This is a genomic window from Maribacter sp. HTCC2170 (genome assembly GCF_000153165.2).
GTDB lineage: Bacteria > Bacteroidota > Bacteroidia > Flavobacteriales > Flavobacteriaceae > Maribacter_A.
Genome location: NC_014472.1, coordinates 1077195 through 1093265, shown reverse-complemented (window position 1 = coordinate 1093265; position 16071 = coordinate 1077195). Strand labels below are relative to the sequence as shown.

Below are 16071 nucleotides of genomic sequence, written 5' to 3'. Positions count from 1 at the left end.
AGAATACCAATCAAGCATTCTTGATAAATGAACAAAAACCAAGCATTACAAAATTTCAAGGATGGCACTCCATAGTACTTGACGCCATCTCTATTACTGGTTTTGGAGAAATGTAAGGAATACCCAGTCCCATTCCTCGAAGAATGAAAAGTACTCCTATTACCACTACAAAAACTGGAATTAATTGTTGAATTCTTCTTTTTGCCGAACTTTTCAAAAAACCACTCATATAAATTGCCGTGGTCATTAAAGGAATGGTGCCGAGCCCAAAAAGAATCATATATAAACTACCTTCCGCTGCATTCCCCATGGCTACAGCTCCAAAAAGAGCCATATACACTAAACCACATGGGAGAAAACCGTTTAGGAAACCTATGGTGAGGAACGTATCTGGAGTTTTCTTTTGGAGCTCCTTGCCTAACTTACTTTTTAGTTTTGATATAATCCTGAAAACCGGTTTAGAGAGATTGTATTTGCCAAAGGTTTTATAAGGCACAAGTGCAATAACAATCATTAAAACACCAATGATGATTGAGAGCTTTTGTTGTATGCCAAAAACATACAGCCCTTTACCTAAAAGCCCAAAAAGCAGTCCGATAATTCCGTAGGCCATCAGACGCCCAAAATGGTAAGTAAGTATCTGAAATAATTTTTTGAAATTATTGGTTCTATCAACAGGAAGCATAAAGGCGATGGGTCCACACATGCCAACGCAGTGTAAACTTCCCATTAGGCCTAAAGCTATTGCTGATAGTAACATGTGTTAATAGGTTATGCTTTTTTTAAATAAATAGGGTTTTTCAAGATATTCCCATTCAATTTTAATGTCCCAGCGACCATCCAACAAACGTTTGTCAGGTATGAGCAAATGTGAATTGGATAAACTTATGGGTAAGTCAAAATCCAAGTGTTTATTGGATGGCCTGTAAAGGGACACTTTACCTTTTATTTTTTCTGGATTGATATTATCCGGGAATTGAACCATTAATCCTCCCAGACTTTTTTGAATCTTAAGGTTGGAGGATAATTTTTTGGCATTGTTTTCTGCATCTATCTCTTTTTGGTAGGCTAATTCTTCTTTGTAATACTCCTCAGTGACTAAATCGTGATTTGCTTTGGTGTCAATACTCATTTTTACCACAAAGAATAGAATAAACCCAATGAAGGCGATAAATGCCAAAACTATACCTGTTCCCCAATTGATCTTCATAATACTGTTTTTTAACTAGAAATATTTCTAATTATAATTTCTTGGCGCCAAAAATCTTGCCGTGGTGGTTTCGATTAATTTTTCACCGCTATATACTCCGATCTTTAACTTGTCTTTATCGCCATTTAAGACTGAGTTGTTTATTTCTATAAACAAGGTGCCTTCTGCCAAATTTTGAGCTGGGACGATAAAGTTCTCATGGGTTACCAATTCAATGGTGCCTTCATGTGAGATAAGTTTAAAGCTTACATCGGGAATTTCCTTTGTTGTTTTATTAATCAATTTATAAGTGTATACATTACTGATTATGTTACCTTCTTTGCGTTCGTAAAGCTGACCTGGCAGCCTAAGAATATTGGCCTCCAAATCATTACGTAAGAAAAGCATGCCGATAAGAATACCTGTTAAGATGACCAATACGGCAGTGTATCCTTTTAGACGAGGCGTGAATTTAAACTTCTCTTTCTTGGTAATCTCATCCTCACTGGCATAACGGATCAAACCTTTAGGTTTGTCTATTTTCTCCATTATCGCATCACACTCATCTATACAGGCGGTACAATTAATACATTCCAATTGAGTTCCGTTACGAATATCAATATTAGTAGGGCAAACATGAACACATTGTTTACAATCTATGCAATCGCCATGTCCTAGTGCATCGCGATCCTCATTTTTACGGATTTTCTTCCTGCCGCTTTCTCCTTCTCCTCGCTTGTGATCATAGGCTACGATAATTGATTTGTTGTCCAATAAAACGCCCTGCATCCTTCCATAAGGACAAGCTATGATACATACTTGTTCTCTGAACCAAGCAAAAACAAAATAGAAAACAGCGGTAAAAATCAATAGCGAGACCAATGTACTTACATGTTGCAATGGGCCATCGGTAATATATTGAATTAGTCTGTCGCTTCCGATTAAGTAAGCAAGAAACACATTGGCTATTATAAATGATATCAAAAAGAAAACAAACCATTTCAGCAGTCTTTTTCTAATTTTCTCGGCGTTCCATTCTTGCTTATCCAACCGTCTTTGTGCTCCACGGTCACCATCAATCCAAAATTCGATTCTTCGGAAGACCATTTCCATAAAAATGGTTTGAGGGCACATCCATCCACAGAATATACGGCCAAATGCCACTGTAAATAACGCAATGAAAATGACCCCAATAATCATTGAAACAACGAACAGGTGAAAATCCTGTGGCCAAAATGGAAAACCGAATATATTGAAACGACGTTCCAAAACATTGAACATTAAAAACTGGTTGCCATTGATTTTTATAAAAGGGGAAAGAATCAGAAAAGCCAATAAAAAATAGCTGACATACTTTCTGTATTTATAAAATTTACCACTGGGTTTTTTTGGGAAAACCCAGGCACGTTTACCTTCTTCGCTAATCGTGCCTATTGAATCCCTGAAATTATCACTGTCTTGTGCCATTGCTTAATCTCTTTTAAAGAAAAAGATTGGTGTTCATAAAATGCAACCTTGACAAAATCGGTTGCTTTTCAAAAGGTTAGTTCTCTTCTGCCCAAACATCACCTTCCGGTGCTTTTGGATTGGCAGGAGTTGTTCCTTGGAATGTTAGCAAATAACTTGACACTTGAGCAATTTCAATTGGTTTAAGTGTTTGTTTCCAGGCTACCATACCTTTTCCATCTCGACCACCTTCCGCAACTGTGTTAAAAACATTTTTGATGCCACCACCTAATATCCAGTTTTCATCTGTAAGGTTTGGTCCAATGCCACCACCACCGTCAGCCATGTGACAAGCCACGCAGGTTGTTTCGTATATAGTTTTACCAGCACTGAGGTCAGCGGCATCGGTCAATATTTCAACTGTATTGACGTCAACAAGATCTTTGGCTGTTTTTTTGTATTCCTCTATGGCAAGGGTGGCCGCAGCAACTTCTTGCTCATACTCCAAGGCTTGATCATAATCCCCTGCAATATGAAAACGAACCAAGTAAACCACACCAAATATAATTGTGGCGTAGAACATCCAAACCCACCATGGCGGTAATTCGTTATCAAGTTCTTTAATGCCATCATAATTGTGATCCAAAATAATCTCACCTTCTTTTTCAATAGGTTTGTTGCCCGTAAGTTTATTCCAAACTTTATTGCCCCACGCCCATTCATTCGAAGATTTTGCTTCAAGATAACGCTCTTTTGCATCTTCACTAAGGGTTTGGAACATGATATTCTCTATGGATTTTAATACTAATTCTATAGCAATTAGAATTAATAAGACCATCAGCATAAAGAACTGTGTAATCGGGTATTCGATAATAGCTGGTTTTTCACCAGAGTCTATAAAGTACTCCATCAATCCGAATACGATGAAGAAGATTACGGGGATTCTTATCCACCAGGGTGATAAATTTTTCATAATTCTTGTTTAATATTTTGGTTGTTATCTTCTAAGGGAATATTACTTACTTCTTTGATATATTCTTTTTTAGCAGTGAAAACCCACCAAAAAAGTAGTGCGAAAAAGACAAAGAATATAAGCAACGAAATCATGGGATAGGTGGCGATGCCCTCTATACTTTCCATATGGTTTTTTACGAATTTCAACATGATATTTACTTATTTTCTGATAAAAGTTCTCCTGTTTCCTTCACCTTTATGTCGGTGCCCAATCGTTGAAGATATGCTATCATGGCAACAATTTCACGGTCTTTCATTGGAACATAATTTGCGCCAACCGTTGATTCATTTTCTTCAAAAGATCTTTTTAAATCTGGATCTTCCTTTAGTCTTTCAACAATGCTTGCTGCTTGTTCTTCAATAGAAGTATTGGCATTAGAGATATCCTCATCGGTATAAGGAACACCTAAACTAACCATAGCTTGCATTTTGCCTTGTATATTGCTGCGATCATGTTCGTCAAGAATCAACCATTGATATGCAGGCATAATTGATCCTGAAGAAGTACTCTGTGGGTCATACATATGGTTAAAATGCCAGCTGTCTGAATATTTGCCTCCAACGCGTAACAAGTCTGGACCAGTACGTTTACTACCCCATAGGAATGGATGGTCATAAACGAATTCTCCCGCTTTGGCATATTCACCATAACGTTCTACCTCACTTCTAAACGGACGTACCATTTGAGAATGGCAACCTACACAACCTTCGCGAATGTACAAGTCTCGACCTTCCAATTCTAATGGTGTATATGGTTTAACACTTGTAATAGTAGGTATGTTTGATTTAACCAAAATTGTAGGTACAATCTGTACAATACCACCAATTAGGATGGCAATAGTTGCTAAAATCGTTAATTGGATAGGCTTACGTTCAAGCCAGGTATGGAAAGTTTCTCCGGCCGTTCTGCTTTTTGAAACTCTGGTCAAAGCTGCTGCTTCTGCCAATTCGTCCTCAACTTTACTTCCATTTTTAATCGTAACCACAATGTTGTAGACCATTACAAGGGCACCTATGATGTATAGACTACCACCAATGGCACGCATCCAGAACATTGGAATAATTTCATTGACTGTTTCCAAGAAGTTACCATAAGCCAATGTTCCATCAGGATTAAATTCTTTCCACATCAGGGCCTGTGTGAAACCGGCCACGTACATCGGCAGAGCATAAAGTATTATACCCAAAGTCCCTATCCAGAAATGGAAGTTTGCCATTGGTGTAGAAAACAACCTTGTTTTAAACATTTTTGGCACCAACCAATAAATCATACCAAAGGTTAAGAAACCGTTCCAGGCTAAGGCACCAACGTGAACGTGTGCTATAATCCAGTCACTAAAATGTGCAATTGCGTTTACGTTTTTAAGGGAAAGCATTGGGCCTTCAAATGTTGCCATGCCATAACCGGTAATTGCAACAACCATGAATTTCAATGTTGGGTCTGTTCTAACCTTATCCCATGCACCACGAAGTGTTAACAATCCGTTGATCATACCACCCCAAGAAGGCGCAATTAACATTACTGAAAAGGCAACACCTAAATTTTGGGCCCAGTCTGGTAATGAAGAATACAATAAATGGTGAGGTCCTGCCCAGATATAGATGAATATTAATGACCAGAAGTGAACAATGGACAATCTGTAGGAGTAAACAGGTCTATTGGCAGCCTTAGGAACGTAGTAATACATTAAGCCTAAGAAAGGTGTAGTCAAGAAAAATGCCACTGCATTATGCCCATACCACCACTGTACAAGGGCATCTTGTACACCTGCATACACAGAGTAACTTTTCAAAGCACTAACCGGTAACTCTAAACTATTAAATATGTGAAGTACTGCAACAGTGACGATAGTCGCAAGGTAGAACCAAATGGCAACGTACAAATGACGTTGTCTTCTCTTTAATAAAGTTCCGATAAAGTTCCACGCAAATACTACCCAAATGAGTGTTATGGCGATATCAATCGGCCATTCCAGCTCAGCGTATTCCTTGGAAGTAGTGTACCCTAAGGGAAGTGTAAGCGCTGCGGCAACTATAATCAATTGCCATCCCCAGAAATTAATGTTGCTCAATGTATCATTGAACATTCTGGCTTTTAATAATCGCTGTGTCGAATAGTAAACACCGGCAAACATGGCGTTACCTACGAAAGCGAAGATAACCGCATTAGTGTGCAAGGGTCTTAAACGACCAAAACTTAACCAAGATATGCCATCGGTCATGTTCGGAAAAAGAAACATGAAGGCCAATATTAGACCCACGGACATACCAACAATACCCCAAAGCATTGTAGCGTAAATGAATTTTTTTACGATTTTATTATCGTAATAAAACTGTTGTACTTCCATAATTACAATTTTTGACTTTTATTTAGTTGGATTGATTTATTTTCAAATTTCTCAGTTGTACTATCATTGTCTAAAGAACTGCTGGGTTTTACCAACTCATCTTCAAACAGCATGCGCACAGAAGGGGTATACGAATCATCGTACTGCCCACTCCTGACAGAAATAATAAACGCAGTGAAAAAGATTATAGCAACAATGATGCTAATAGTCAATAACACATATATGACACTCATACCTTACCTGAATTTCGCCGTAAAACTACATTGCTGAAAAAGTACATAAAATGACTTTTGTCAGTTTTTAAAACTATTTTAATTTTTTCCCCAATAGGTTTGTTGCAAAAGTAGTGAACCCAACCACACTTATAGAACTTAAGGGCATTAAAATTGCTGCAATTACAGGCTCTAACTGTCCCGTAACCGCAAAATACAAACCAATTACATTATATAAAAATGATAGTAAAAAACTTAACTTAATAATTTTCATCGCCTTTTTGGAAGCATTGATGTAATCGTATAATTGTTTAAACTTTGATGCATCGAGAATGCCATCACAGGCGGGTGAAAAGACATTCACGTTTTCTGATATGGCTATGCCTACATTACTTTGTGCCAATGCTCCTGCGTCATTTAACCCATCACCTACCATCATCACTTTTTTACCCTGTTCTTGTAACGTTTTTATGAAACTCAGCTTATCATCGGGTTTTTGATTGAAATACATGGGGGTGAGCTTCGGTATTATTTTTTCCAATCGGTTTTTTTCACCTTCATTATCCCCGGATAATATGGCTAAATGAAATTCGGTATCCAATTTACTAAATACTTCCTTTAGGCCTTTACGGTAGTGATTGTGGAATACGAAACGGCCTTTGTAGTTATCATTGTTACTTATGTGGACAGATGTCTTTTGAGAATCAATATCAGTTTTGTTGCCTACAAATTCGGCGGAACCTACCTTAATATGATCGTCATCTTTTTTACCTTCCAAGCCCTTTCCCAAATGTTCATGATAATCATCAAGGGGTACTATATTATGGGTCGCCAACATATCGTATAGAGTACGACTTAATGGATGGTTCGAGGCTCTTAATGTGTTTTTTAATAAGGATTCTTCCTCTAACGTAAGTCGCATCCCTTCATAAGTTGCACTGCTTTTTTGGGTTGTGGTAATGGTGCCGGTTTTGTCAAAAATAGCAGTATCAATTTGGGCCAGTTGTTCAATAGTCTGGGTATCTTTTAAGTAGAATTTTTTACATCCGAAAATCCGTAACATGTTGCCTAATGTAAAAGGTGCTGCCAGAGCAATGGCACAAGGGCATGCAATAATCAATACCGCAGTAAATACATTCATTGCCATGCTACTGTCAATGTAAAGCCAAAGTGCTGTTGAAACAAAAGCAATGGTTAAAACGGCCAATGTGAATCTTTTGCCAATACTGTCGGTTAGTGTTTGAAATCTACTTGATCTATCGTCTTCAAAAACCGTATTACTCCATAATTGGGTTAGATAACTTTGTGAAACTGTTTTGAGGACATCCATTTCAATCGCACCATCAAGTTGTTTGCCGCCAGCATATATTTTGTCTCCAGATTCCTTAAAAACAGGCTCAGATTCACCCGTAACAAAACTATAATCGATTTGAGCTCTGCCATTGATCAATATGCCATCTACAGGAATCAACTCTTCATTGCGAATCAGTAATCTATCCCCTTTTTTAATGTCATAGACCTGGGCAGTTTCTTCGTTATGCTCCGTATTTATGCGAGTAATGGCAATTGGAAAGTATGACTTGTAATCACGTTCGAATGATAAAAATGAATATGTTTTTTGCTGGAAGAATTTTCCCAGCAAAAGAAAAAATATTAACCCCGTTAGGCTATCGAAAAAACCAGTGCCCCAATCAAAGATAATTTCAAGGGTGCTCCTGATAAACAATACCAAGATGCCTAAAGAAATGGGTACATCAATATTTAAAATTCCAGTCCTTACGCTTTTATATGCAGAAATAAGATAATCTTGACCTGCATAGAATACAACAGGTAAAGAGAAAATGAACATTAGCCATCTAAAAACCCCTTTATATTGTTCTAACCAGAATTCATTTACCTCGAAATACTCAGGAAATGATAAGAACATGACATTTCCGAAAGCAAATCCTGCAACACCTAATTTATAGATTAAACTGCGATTTACTTCTTTAGCACCCTTGTCATAATCGTCAAGGGAAATGTAAGGTTCATAACCGATTCTTGCCAAAAGAATCACCAACCCTTTCAAGTCTAATACTTCGGGATTAAATACGATACGAACTGTCTTTTTAGGAAAATCTACTTGTGAACTGCTTATCGCGGCATTTAATTTGTTCAGGTTTTCCAAAATCCAAATACAAGAACTACAATGAATATGAGGTATGTACAGATTTACAATATTTAGTTTATCCTCCTTAAACTCTAATAGCCTCTCAACAATAGTATTTTCTTTCAGGAAGTCATACTTACCCTCAACGGCGGTCGGGGTAGCTCCTGCGAAAGACTGTAAATCATAGTAATAGGAAAGGTCATTTGATGAAAAAATATCATAAACTGTTTTGCAGCCATTGCAACAGAAATTTCGCCCATCATGTTCAATAGGTCTATTGCCACAATCGTCACCACAATGATAACAGTTGACTTTATCCATTTACATTTACTTATACCTGCCGCAAATATTTGTAACTTTGCCAAAGATATATATGATATTTGTCATCTTTTCGATATTTTTATTGAATTATTCAGTGAGCATTAATTAAATACCATATGGAGCAGGGAGAACAATCTAGATGTGAGAATTGTATTATTCGACAATTCAATTCTTTGCGAGCAATGAGTAAAACGGAATTGAAAAAAGTATCAGATTCTAAAATTACCAAAAAAGTAAAAAAAGGAGAAGCCCTATTTGAAGAAGGCGACAAACTTGATGGTGTGTTCTGTGTTCGGGACGGGGTGTCAAAACTCTCTAAATTGAGTGCAAATGGGAAAGATCAGATTGTTAAACTGGCCAGTAAAGGTGAGGTAATGGGGCAACGCTCCGTAATTGCTGAGGAGTCTACCAATCTAAGTGCAGTTGCAGTAAGTGACATGGAGGTTTGTTTTATTCCAAAGGATAGTATTGTTCATACCTTAAATCAAAATCCTGATTTTGCGGTGGAAGTATTGCGTCATATGGCGCATGATCTTAAAGAAGCTGATGATGTTATTGTGAACATGTCACAAAAAACCGTGAAGCAACGAATTGCTGAAGCTTTTCTTTATTTAAGGAGCAATTATGGAGAGGATAATCAAGGATTTTTGAATTTAACCCTTTCCCGAGAGGATATTGCCAATGTTGTTGGTACTGCTACTGAGTCTGCTATTCGCATAATTTCTGAATTCAAGAAAAAAGGCATGATTAAAACCTCTGGTAAAAAAATTGGTGTGATCGATGAAAAAATGCTCCAAGATCTTATAGAAGGTTTTTAAACTACTAACTTTCGTATTGCAACTTAGTCTGACTTTATTCTCAATTACCATATATTATAGCGTTTTACTAAAATTCAAAAACTGATATAAGTCATAGTTTCCGTGAAAGCGTTCCAATAATTTTATCCCGTTAAAAATAAAATTGGAATGAAGAATATATTGTTGCCTACGGACTTTTCAGAGAATGCATGGAATGCAACCAGGTATGCCATTGAATTGTTCAAGGATGAAGAATGTATTTTTCATTTATTGAATACCTATACGCCGGCAATTGCGAATAGTAGGTTTATGGCAACTTCTTTGAGTAATGGAAATCTTGAAGAAGGCGCAAAAAACAATTCAGAACGCGGGTTAAAAAATCTGCTAAGTAAAATAAAAAAGGAGTATAATTTCAATGGTCATGAATTTAAGACCATTTCATCTTTCAGTTTGTTGGTTGATGAGATTAAGGATATTGTTGAGCGTATTGGTATAGATTTGATTATTACTGGAACCAAAGGGGCATCTGGTCTCGATGAGGTTTTTATGGGCAGCAATACGGTTCGGATTATTAAGTCAGTAAAAAATTGTCCTGTATTGGCAATTCCCCATAATTTCATCTACAGGAGTCCTTCAGAAATTGCATTTGCGACCGACTTTAATAGGTTTTATTCACTTTCAGAACTTCAGCCAATGATTGATTTGGCCAAATCGTTCAAAGCAGCAATTCGTATTGTACATGTACAGTATGAAATCAAGGCCTTGACTGAGATCCAAATGTTCAATCTAAATATGCTTCGAAAGTATCTTGATGGAGTAGAGCATTATGTTCATACGGTATCCGAATTGACTTCTGTGTCCAAAACTTTGGAGGTGTTTACCCAGGAACTTGATATTCATCTTTTGGCCATGTTAAATTTCCAACATAGTTATATGGAAAAGATGACCCGTGAACCAGTGGTCAAGCGTATGGCTTTTCATACCCAGATTCCTTTGCTGGTAATTCCTGAATTGGGAATGAGTAAACCCACAAGATCAACTAAGGTCACCAAAAATGTTGTGGCCGACTAGTATGCCTTATGTAAGATTTCAAAAGGATTTAGAAAATTCAATAGTTTAATTGATACTTGTTTCGGCAATCCAGAATTTTTCTGCTGAAGGAATTTCCTTCTCTTCATTTAGACCTAATGGATTAAATCCCTTTTTGGCAAATATGTACCATGCTGTTGCTGAAAGGGTGGGAGCTAAATCCGCATGGTTCCAGAGCATCTCTGAACCAAAGTTGGTTCCATTATTTGTAGTATACGGTATACCTTTGGCATTTGATATTAAAGCACTGTTTATAAAGGATTTTTCGAGTTCTATCAATAATTCCTCTGCAATTGAGTTGTTGTTCAAAAACTTGTGGGCTGTTGCCATTTGAGCAGTACCCTCTAACCATACTACGTCTTTATCTTCGTCAAAACAGTAGCCTGAAATTTCTAATCCATTAACTGTTGATATTTGTGTATTTAAAAACCGCTCAGCTTGCATTAGGTTTTCGGGTGAATACCCTTTTAGGATTAACCCACCCAATGAATGTAAATCCAGGGCATGATTATATTCAGGGTTTTCTGGCCATGCGACAAGAAATTTGTTTGTTGTATCCCAACGATTGTTCTCTAAGAAGACCAAGATGTTCTTATGAAAATCATCATATCCTTTAACCGCGTTGAATGCTGTTATCATCCCTTCAGTAACTTTTGGTATAACAGTACCGTTTTCATTATAACCTCCCCAAAGTCCGCCATCCGAATCTTGTAAACTTCTTAACCATTCGTCAAGCTCATATGCCATCTGTTGGTATTTGTTGTTTTCTGTGATTTCGTGATATTTGTTCAGTGCTATTAACAGCCATGCATTATCACCCATCCAGGTACGACTTCCGTTTTCTCCTAAAGAATTTCTAAATTGGTAAAACCCACCATTATTATTTAGCAATTCGCTATTAATTTTGCCTTGAAAAAAATCAAATATTCGTTCGGCTCGATCAAGTTGTTTTAGTTCTATAAATACTAGAGCAGCCAATGAGTTATCATATAAAGAAACAAAATCGGTGTTTTCAGAACTTTCCAATAAACCATTGTTTGATTGCATATTTTCAATCCAAAGAATAGATTTTTCAAAATCTGAAGTTGGAACAGTCTTATTTGAATCGGATAAAGGGGGTTGTTGAACATTAATGATCATATCTGGGCCTTCAATTAATTCAATATCATCTTTGGTACATGCTAGTATGACTGACATGAAGACTAGGGCAGAAATCGATTTTAAACTAATTCTTAGCATAGTTGTTATTGATGGTTGGGTGTAATAAAAGTAAAAACCAAGTAAGAAACTTTGTGTGTTTCACGACTAATTGTAAGATAATTCGTTAAAAGTGGATCCGATGAACGGCTTGTCCTAATTATGTGTTTTTGAACTTTTTAAAGATTCGTTGTGATAACCGTCTAAATGTATCATAGAACCGTTATATATGAATTAATTTTACAAAAACGATCATATGAATATACCCCAGACCAATAAAAAGAGGATTGTAATTATCGGTGGTGGTTTTGCTGGGATATCCCTAGCAAAAAAACTGAAGAATCTTGATGTTCAACTTGTATTGATAGATAAACATAACTACCATACATTTCAACCTTTGTTATATCAAGTTTCTACAAGTGGTCTTGACCCGGACTCGATTGCTTACCCATTAAGAAAGGTTTTAAAAAATTTGGACAACTTCCATTTTCGATGGTCTACGGTGGAGCAAATAAATCCTTCGAAACAATTAATAGAAACTTCTATTGGGAGTTTGTCATATGATTACCTAGTCATGGCTACCGGTACAAAAACCAATTTCTTCGGTAACAATAATATTGAGAAATACGCAATGTCCATGAAGAATGTGCCCCAAGCATTGAATATTAGAAGTTTAATGCTCCAGAATTTTGAAAAAGCTGATGATTGCGAAGATGAGAATGAGCGGAGGTCTCTTTTGAATTTTTGTATTATTGGAGCAGGACCAACGGGAGTTGAGCTTGCAGGGGCTTTCGCCGAACTCAAGAACAATGTTTTTCCTAAAGATTATAAGCATCTGAATATTTCTGAAATGCAGATTCATTTATTCGAAGGGGCGGCAAGAGTATTACCTCCTATGAGTGAGACAGCTTCTAGAAAAGCGATTAAGTTTTTAGATAGGCTAGGGGTAAATGTTCATTTGAATACCATAGTTCAGGATTATGACGGAGAAACCATGGTTTTGAAAAATAAGGAAACCATTAGAACAAAGAATTTTATTTGGACAGCGGGGGTTACTGGTGCAGCAATAGATGGATTTAATGGTGAAGTACTGGAGAATCGATTAAATAGATTTAAAGTGAATGCGTTTAGTCAGGTTGAAGGTTATAAAAATGTTTTCGCCATTGGGGATATTGCCTATATGGAAACTGAAACCTACCCTAAAGGACATCCTCAAGTTGCTCAACCAGCAATTCAACAGGGAGAACATTTGGCAAAAAACCTAAAGAATCTGGTAAAGGATAAAAATATGGTGCCTTTTAAATACTATGATAAAGGTACTATGGCAACCGTCGGCAGAAATAAGGCGGTTGTGGATTTAAAAAACGCAAAATTTGGAGGATTCTTCGCTTGGTTTATTTGGATGTTTGTTCATTTAATGGCTTTAGTGGGATTTAGGAACAGGGTAATTGTCTTTTTTAACTGGGCATATAATTACATAAATTTTGATAAGGCGGCCAGATTGATTGTTCGTCCATATAGGGGTAAAGAATAGTTATTAGAATTGACCAAAGAACTAATTCAAATAACAAAAACCTTTGTATATTTGTAGTGTTGTGTTGGGCTTCAATCTTGTGTTGGGGTCATGGTGAAAATGTCCTTCGGGCATATACCAATGAAAGGCTTTCCAAAACTGGGAGGCTTTTTTTTATGCGCCAATTTGCAATCGTGAATATTGATAGATTATCATTGCAGCCTATTTATACTTGATTTAATTTTATTGAAAAGGGGCTTTATCGTATTTTTATTGATGATAATGTAAAAATACGAGTATGCCATTATACCATAAACTAGGGAAGCTTCCACAGAAAAGACATACAGTTTTTAAAAAGGAAGATGGATCTTTACACCACGAACAATTGTTTGGTACCATCGGGTTTGATGGTATGTCGTCTTTAATGTACCATCTACAAAGACCAACCATGGTAAAGGAGGTTGCAGATAGCATAGATGTTTCTCCAAAAGCTGCTGTGCCGCACAATATAAAGTCTAGATTGTTAATAGGCTTTCAGGTTCAGCCGGAAGACGATTATTTGGAAAGCCGAAAAATTGTTCTTTTTAATTCTGATGTTAATGTGGCACTCGCAGCACCGAGAAAATCATTGACCTCATATTTTTATAAAAATGCCGACGCTGATGAATTACTTTTTATACATAGAGGATCAGGAACATTAAAGACTATGTTGGGTGAAATTCCATTTGAATATGGTGATTATCTTTTGATTCCTCGTGGAATGATTTATCAGATTGAATTTGATACAGAAGATAATCGACTTTTAATCACCGAATCATACAGCCCTATATATACTCCCAAACGTTATCGAAATTGGTTTGGGCAACATTTGGAACATTCTCCTTTTTGTGAACGGGATTTTAAGTTGCCTCAGAATTTGCAAACCCACGATGAAGTTGGAGAATTCGTTATGAAAGTAAAAAAGCAGGGGCAGTTACACCATATGGTTTATGCTTCGCACCCTTTTGATATTGTTGGTTGGGACGGATATAATTTCCCCTATGGATTTTCAATCCACAATTTTGAACCAATAACAGGGCGGGTTCATCAGCCACCACCAGTGCACCAAACTTTTGAAACAAACACTTTTGTCGTCTGCTCGTTCGTGCCTCGAATGTATGATTATCACCCAGAGGCTATCCCTGCGCCGTATAACCACTCAAATATTGATTCTGATGAGGTGTTGTATTATGTTGACGGGGATTTCATGAGTAGGAATAATATAGACAAAGGGTATATATCACTCCATCCTGCCGGTATACCGCATGGTCCTCATCCCGGAACATATGAAGCGAGTATAGGTAAAGCCAAAACTGAGGAATTAGCTGTAATGGTCGATACCTTTAAACCGTTGCAATTGACCCAGTTAGCTTTGGATATTGATGATGGCTCGTATTATCAATCTTGGTTGTAATCTTTTTAATTACAATGGAAGAATGAGGCTTTTGAAATAGTACAAAGGATAGAATTATTTGACAGTTCTAATAATATCATTGATTCTGTTAATGGTTTGTAGTGCCAATTTAATATCACAATCTTTTAGAGAATATTTTTGAGGCTTGCCTTGATAATTGAATCTTAAGACATCCCTTTCTTTATAAACATTGCCACTACTATTTAATAAAAATTCAGTGATAAAACTTAGAACAGTTACTAACCAATTGATTCGTTTAGAAACCCTCAGGGAATCCACAAAAGCATATTCAAATATTTGGTTTTCATTTCCGTTTTCATGAATTTCAAAAGAATCATTGTGTAATTCAATTAGAAAGGAAGGTTTCGTGCCAAGTATTATCTGTTCCATATCAAAATTTGCTGTGCATCACATAATGAATAAGTGAAGCACCTAGTTTGGCTGTTTGATTGTCAATGTCGTATTTCGGATTCATTTCAGCAATATCCATAGAAATCAATTTATCTGATTTCAAGATTAATTCAAGTGATTCGAGTACTATTTTTGGTGAGAATCCCATAGGTGATGGGGCACTTACTCCCGGCGCATAGGCCGATGAAAACCCATCTAAATCAATAGTTACATACACATGGTCTACCTTTCCTAGAAAATCCAGTAACTCGTCTGCGATGCTTTTAGCATTATCCATCGAAAATTTCTTGTTTTCAATAAAACCAACACCAAGTTTTTTTGCAGTTCTGAATAAATTCTTGTCATTCGCATCTTTTCGTATACCTAAACAGAGATAATTGAAAGAGGTGTTTGATTTTTGACAATCCTCAGCGATCTGAAAAAAAGGAGTTCCCGAATTATTGCCATTCTTGTTGGATCGTAAATCAAAATGGGCATCAAAATTTATGATTCCGATAGACTTTTGGATGCCAAGATATTCTCTAATCCCGTTATAATGACCATAGGCAATATCGTGCCCGCCTCCGAGTAAAATCGGTAGTGCCTTATACTTTAATAATTCAGTAACTTTTTGTGCCAATACTGCTTGGCTTTCTTCCATATTTCCATCAATGCAAGTGATATCTCCATAATCAATTAAGCTGGCGTTTTTTTCTAAATGATTTGGCATTTTTGCAAGCTGAGCTCTAATGGCATCTGCCCCAGCAACAGCGCCTTCCCTGCCTTGGTTCCGTTTTACACCTTCATCACATAGGTATCCTAATAGGGCTGTAATTCCCTCTTTTTTGGTAATAGAATCAGAAAATTCAACTTTTTCATGTAGATACAATTCCTCTTCAGATTTTCTACCTGTCCAAAACTCAATCTTAGGGGCTTTATTGTAGCTCATGTGT

At 36.7% G+C, this 16071-nt stretch carries 15 protein-coding genes; 4 read left to right on the top strand and 11 right to left on the bottom strand.

From position 1 onward, the window contains the following. Positions 1-55 precede the first annotated feature (55 nt). From FB2170_RS04975 to FB2170_RS04940, 8 genes are all read right to left on the bottom strand, one after another. Positions 56-760, bottom strand: a complete 705-nt coding sequence (locus tag FB2170_RS04975; RefSeq protein ID WP_013305429.1) for a sulfite exporter TauE/SafE family protein — start codon at positions 758-760, stop codon at positions 56-58. 3 nt (positions 761-763) lie between these two features. After that, a complete protein-coding gene (locus tag FB2170_RS04970; RefSeq protein WP_013305428.1) occupies positions 764-1210 on the bottom strand; it encodes a FixH family protein in 447 nt (148 codons plus the stop codon). 27 nt (positions 1211-1237) lie between these two features. After that, positions 1238-2656 (bottom strand): cytochrome c oxidase accessory protein CcoG, encoded by a 1419-nt coding sequence (ccoG, locus tag FB2170_RS04965; RefSeq protein WP_013305427.1) that lies wholly within the window; start codon positions 2654-2656, stop codon positions 1238-1240. Between the two features lie 76 nt (positions 2657-2732). Next, the gene (locus FB2170_RS04960) at positions 2733-3608 is read right to left on the bottom strand and encodes a cbb3-type cytochrome c oxidase N-terminal domain-containing protein (RefSeq protein WP_013305426.1); all 876 of its coding nucleotides are present in this window, start codon (positions 3606-3608) and stop codon (positions 2733-2735) included. Then, positions 3605-3799: a CcoQ/FixQ family Cbb3-type cytochrome c oxidase assembly chaperone gene (locus tag FB2170_RS04955; protein WP_013305425.1), complete on the bottom strand. Its 195-nt coding sequence runs from the start codon at positions 3797-3799 to the stop codon at positions 3605-3607. Before FB2170_RS04955 ends, FB2170_RS04960 begins: the two co-directional genes overlap by 4 nt. 5 nt (positions 3800-3804) lie before the next feature. Beyond that, positions 3805-5997, bottom strand: a complete 2193-nt coding sequence (gene ccoN, locus FB2170_RS04950) for a cytochrome-c oxidase, cbb3-type subunit I (protein ID WP_013305424.1) — start codon at positions 5995-5997, stop codon at positions 3805-3807. A 2-nt stretch (positions 5998-5999) separates the two neighbouring features. Then, positions 6000-6230, bottom strand: a complete 231-nt coding sequence (gene ccoS, locus FB2170_RS04945; RefSeq protein ID WP_013305423.1) for a cbb3-type cytochrome oxidase assembly protein CcoS — start codon at positions 6228-6230, stop codon at positions 6000-6002. Positions 6231-6303: 73 nt separating this feature from the next. Then, on the bottom strand, positions 6304-8679 hold the full coding sequence (locus FB2170_RS04940) for a heavy metal translocating P-type ATPase (protein ID WP_013305422.1): 2376 nt from the start codon (positions 8677-8679) through the stop codon (positions 6304-6306). A 116-nt stretch (positions 8680-8795) separates the two neighbouring features. Between FB2170_RS04940 and FB2170_RS04935 the strand changes: the two genes are divergently transcribed. Both FB2170_RS04935 and FB2170_RS04930 read left to right on the top strand, forming a co-directional pair. Then, positions 8796-9497 carry a Crp/Fnr family transcriptional regulator gene (locus tag FB2170_RS04935; RefSeq protein WP_013305421.1) on the top strand — a complete coding sequence of 234 codons (702 nt, stop codon included), beginning with the start codon at positions 8796-8798 and terminating at the stop codon, positions 9495-9497. A 147-nt stretch (positions 9498-9644) separates the two neighbouring features. Then, complete coding sequence (locus FB2170_RS04930; RefSeq protein ID WP_013305420.1) at positions 9645-10547, top strand: universal stress protein; 903 nt, start codon at positions 9645-9647, stop codon at positions 10545-10547. Positions 10548-10592: 45 nt separating this feature from the next. On the opposite strand, the gene FB2170_RS04925 is transcribed toward FB2170_RS04930, so the two are convergent. Then, complete coding sequence (locus FB2170_RS04925; RefSeq protein ID WP_148232062.1) at positions 10593-11804, bottom strand: hypothetical protein; 1212 nt, start codon at positions 11802-11804, stop codon at positions 10593-10595. 214 nt (positions 11805-12018) lie between these two features. On the opposite strand from FB2170_RS04925, the gene FB2170_RS04920 reads away from it, so the two are divergent. Continuing rightward, positions 12019-13296: an NAD(P)/FAD-dependent oxidoreductase gene (locus FB2170_RS04920; RefSeq protein ID WP_013305418.1), complete on the top strand. Its 1278-nt coding sequence runs from the start codon at positions 12019-12021 to the stop codon at positions 13294-13296. Positions 13297-13573: 277 nt separating this feature from the next. Continuing rightward, positions 13574-14728, top strand: a complete 1155-nt coding sequence (locus FB2170_RS04915; protein ID WP_013305417.1) for a homogentisate 1,2-dioxygenase — start codon at positions 13574-13576, stop codon at positions 14726-14728. A 54-nt stretch (positions 14729-14782) separates the two neighbouring features. Here FB2170_RS04915 and FB2170_RS04910 read toward each other — a convergent pair whose 3' ends face one another. Next, entirely contained in the window at positions 14783-15118 is a 336-nt protein-coding gene (locus FB2170_RS04910; protein ID WP_013305416.1) for a hypothetical protein, read from the bottom strand. A gap of 1 nt (position 15119) precedes the next feature. Then, complete coding sequence (hutG, locus tag FB2170_RS04905; RefSeq protein ID WP_013305415.1) at positions 15120-16067, bottom strand: formimidoylglutamase; 948 nt, start codon at positions 16065-16067, stop codon at positions 15120-15122. Positions 16068-16071: the final 4 nt, after the last annotated feature.

Excerpts from the sequence above, each read along its gene's own strand:
- ccoN (WP_013305424.1), bottom strand. The coding sequence starts at position 5,997 with ATGGAAGTACAACAGTTTTATTACGATAATAAAATCGTAAAAAAATTC.
- ccoS (WP_013305423.1), bottom strand. The coding sequence starts at position 6,230 with ATGAGTGTCATATATGTGTTATTGACTATTAGCATCATTGTTGCTATA.
- FB2170_RS04970 (WP_013305428.1), bottom strand. The coding sequence starts at position 1,210 with ATGAAGATCAATTGGGGAACAGGTATAGTTTTGGCATTTATCGCCTTC.
- FB2170_RS04935 (WP_013305421.1), top strand. The coding sequence starts at position 8,796 with ATGGAGCAGGGAGAACAATCTAGATGTGAGAATTGTATTATTCGACAA.
- FB2170_RS04920 (WP_013305418.1), top strand. The coding sequence starts at position 12,019 with ATGAATATACCCCAGACCAATAAAAAGAGGATTGTAATTATCGGTGGT.
- FB2170_RS04915 (WP_013305417.1), top strand. The coding sequence starts at position 13,574 with ATGCCATTATACCATAAACTAGGGAAGCTTCCACAGAAAAGACATACA.
- FB2170_RS04960 (WP_013305426.1), bottom strand. The coding sequence starts at position 3,608 with ATGAAAAATTTATCACCCTGGTGGATAAGAATCCCCGTAATCTTCTTC.
- FB2170_RS04910 (WP_013305416.1), bottom strand. The coding sequence starts at position 15,118 with ATGGAACAGATAATACTTGGCACGAAACCTTCCTTTCTAATTGAATTA.
- FB2170_RS04940 (WP_013305422.1), bottom strand. The coding sequence starts at position 8,679 with ATGGATAAAGTCAACTGTTATCATTGTGGTGACGATTGTGGCAATAGA.
- FB2170_RS04925 (WP_148232062.1), bottom strand. The coding sequence starts at position 11,804 with ATGCTAAGAATTAGTTTAAAATCGATTTCTGCCCTAGTCTTCATGTCA.
- FB2170_RS04955 (WP_013305425.1), bottom strand. The coding sequence starts at position 3,799 with ATGTTGAAATTCGTAAAAAACCATATGGAAAGTATAGAGGGCATCGCC.
- FB2170_RS04975 (WP_013305429.1), bottom strand. The coding sequence starts at position 760 with ATGTTACTATCAGCAATAGCTTTAGGCCTAATGGGAAGTTTACACTGC.
- ccoG (WP_013305427.1), bottom strand. The coding sequence starts at position 2,656 with ATGGCACAAGACAGTGATAATTTCAGGGATTCAATAGGCACGATTAGC.
- FB2170_RS04930 (WP_013305420.1), top strand. The coding sequence starts at position 9,645 with ATGAAGAATATATTGTTGCCTACGGACTTTTCAGAGAATGCATGGAAT.
- hutG (WP_013305415.1), bottom strand. The coding sequence starts at position 16,067 with ATGAGCTACAATAAAGCCCCTAAGATTGAGTTTTGGACAGGTAGAAAA.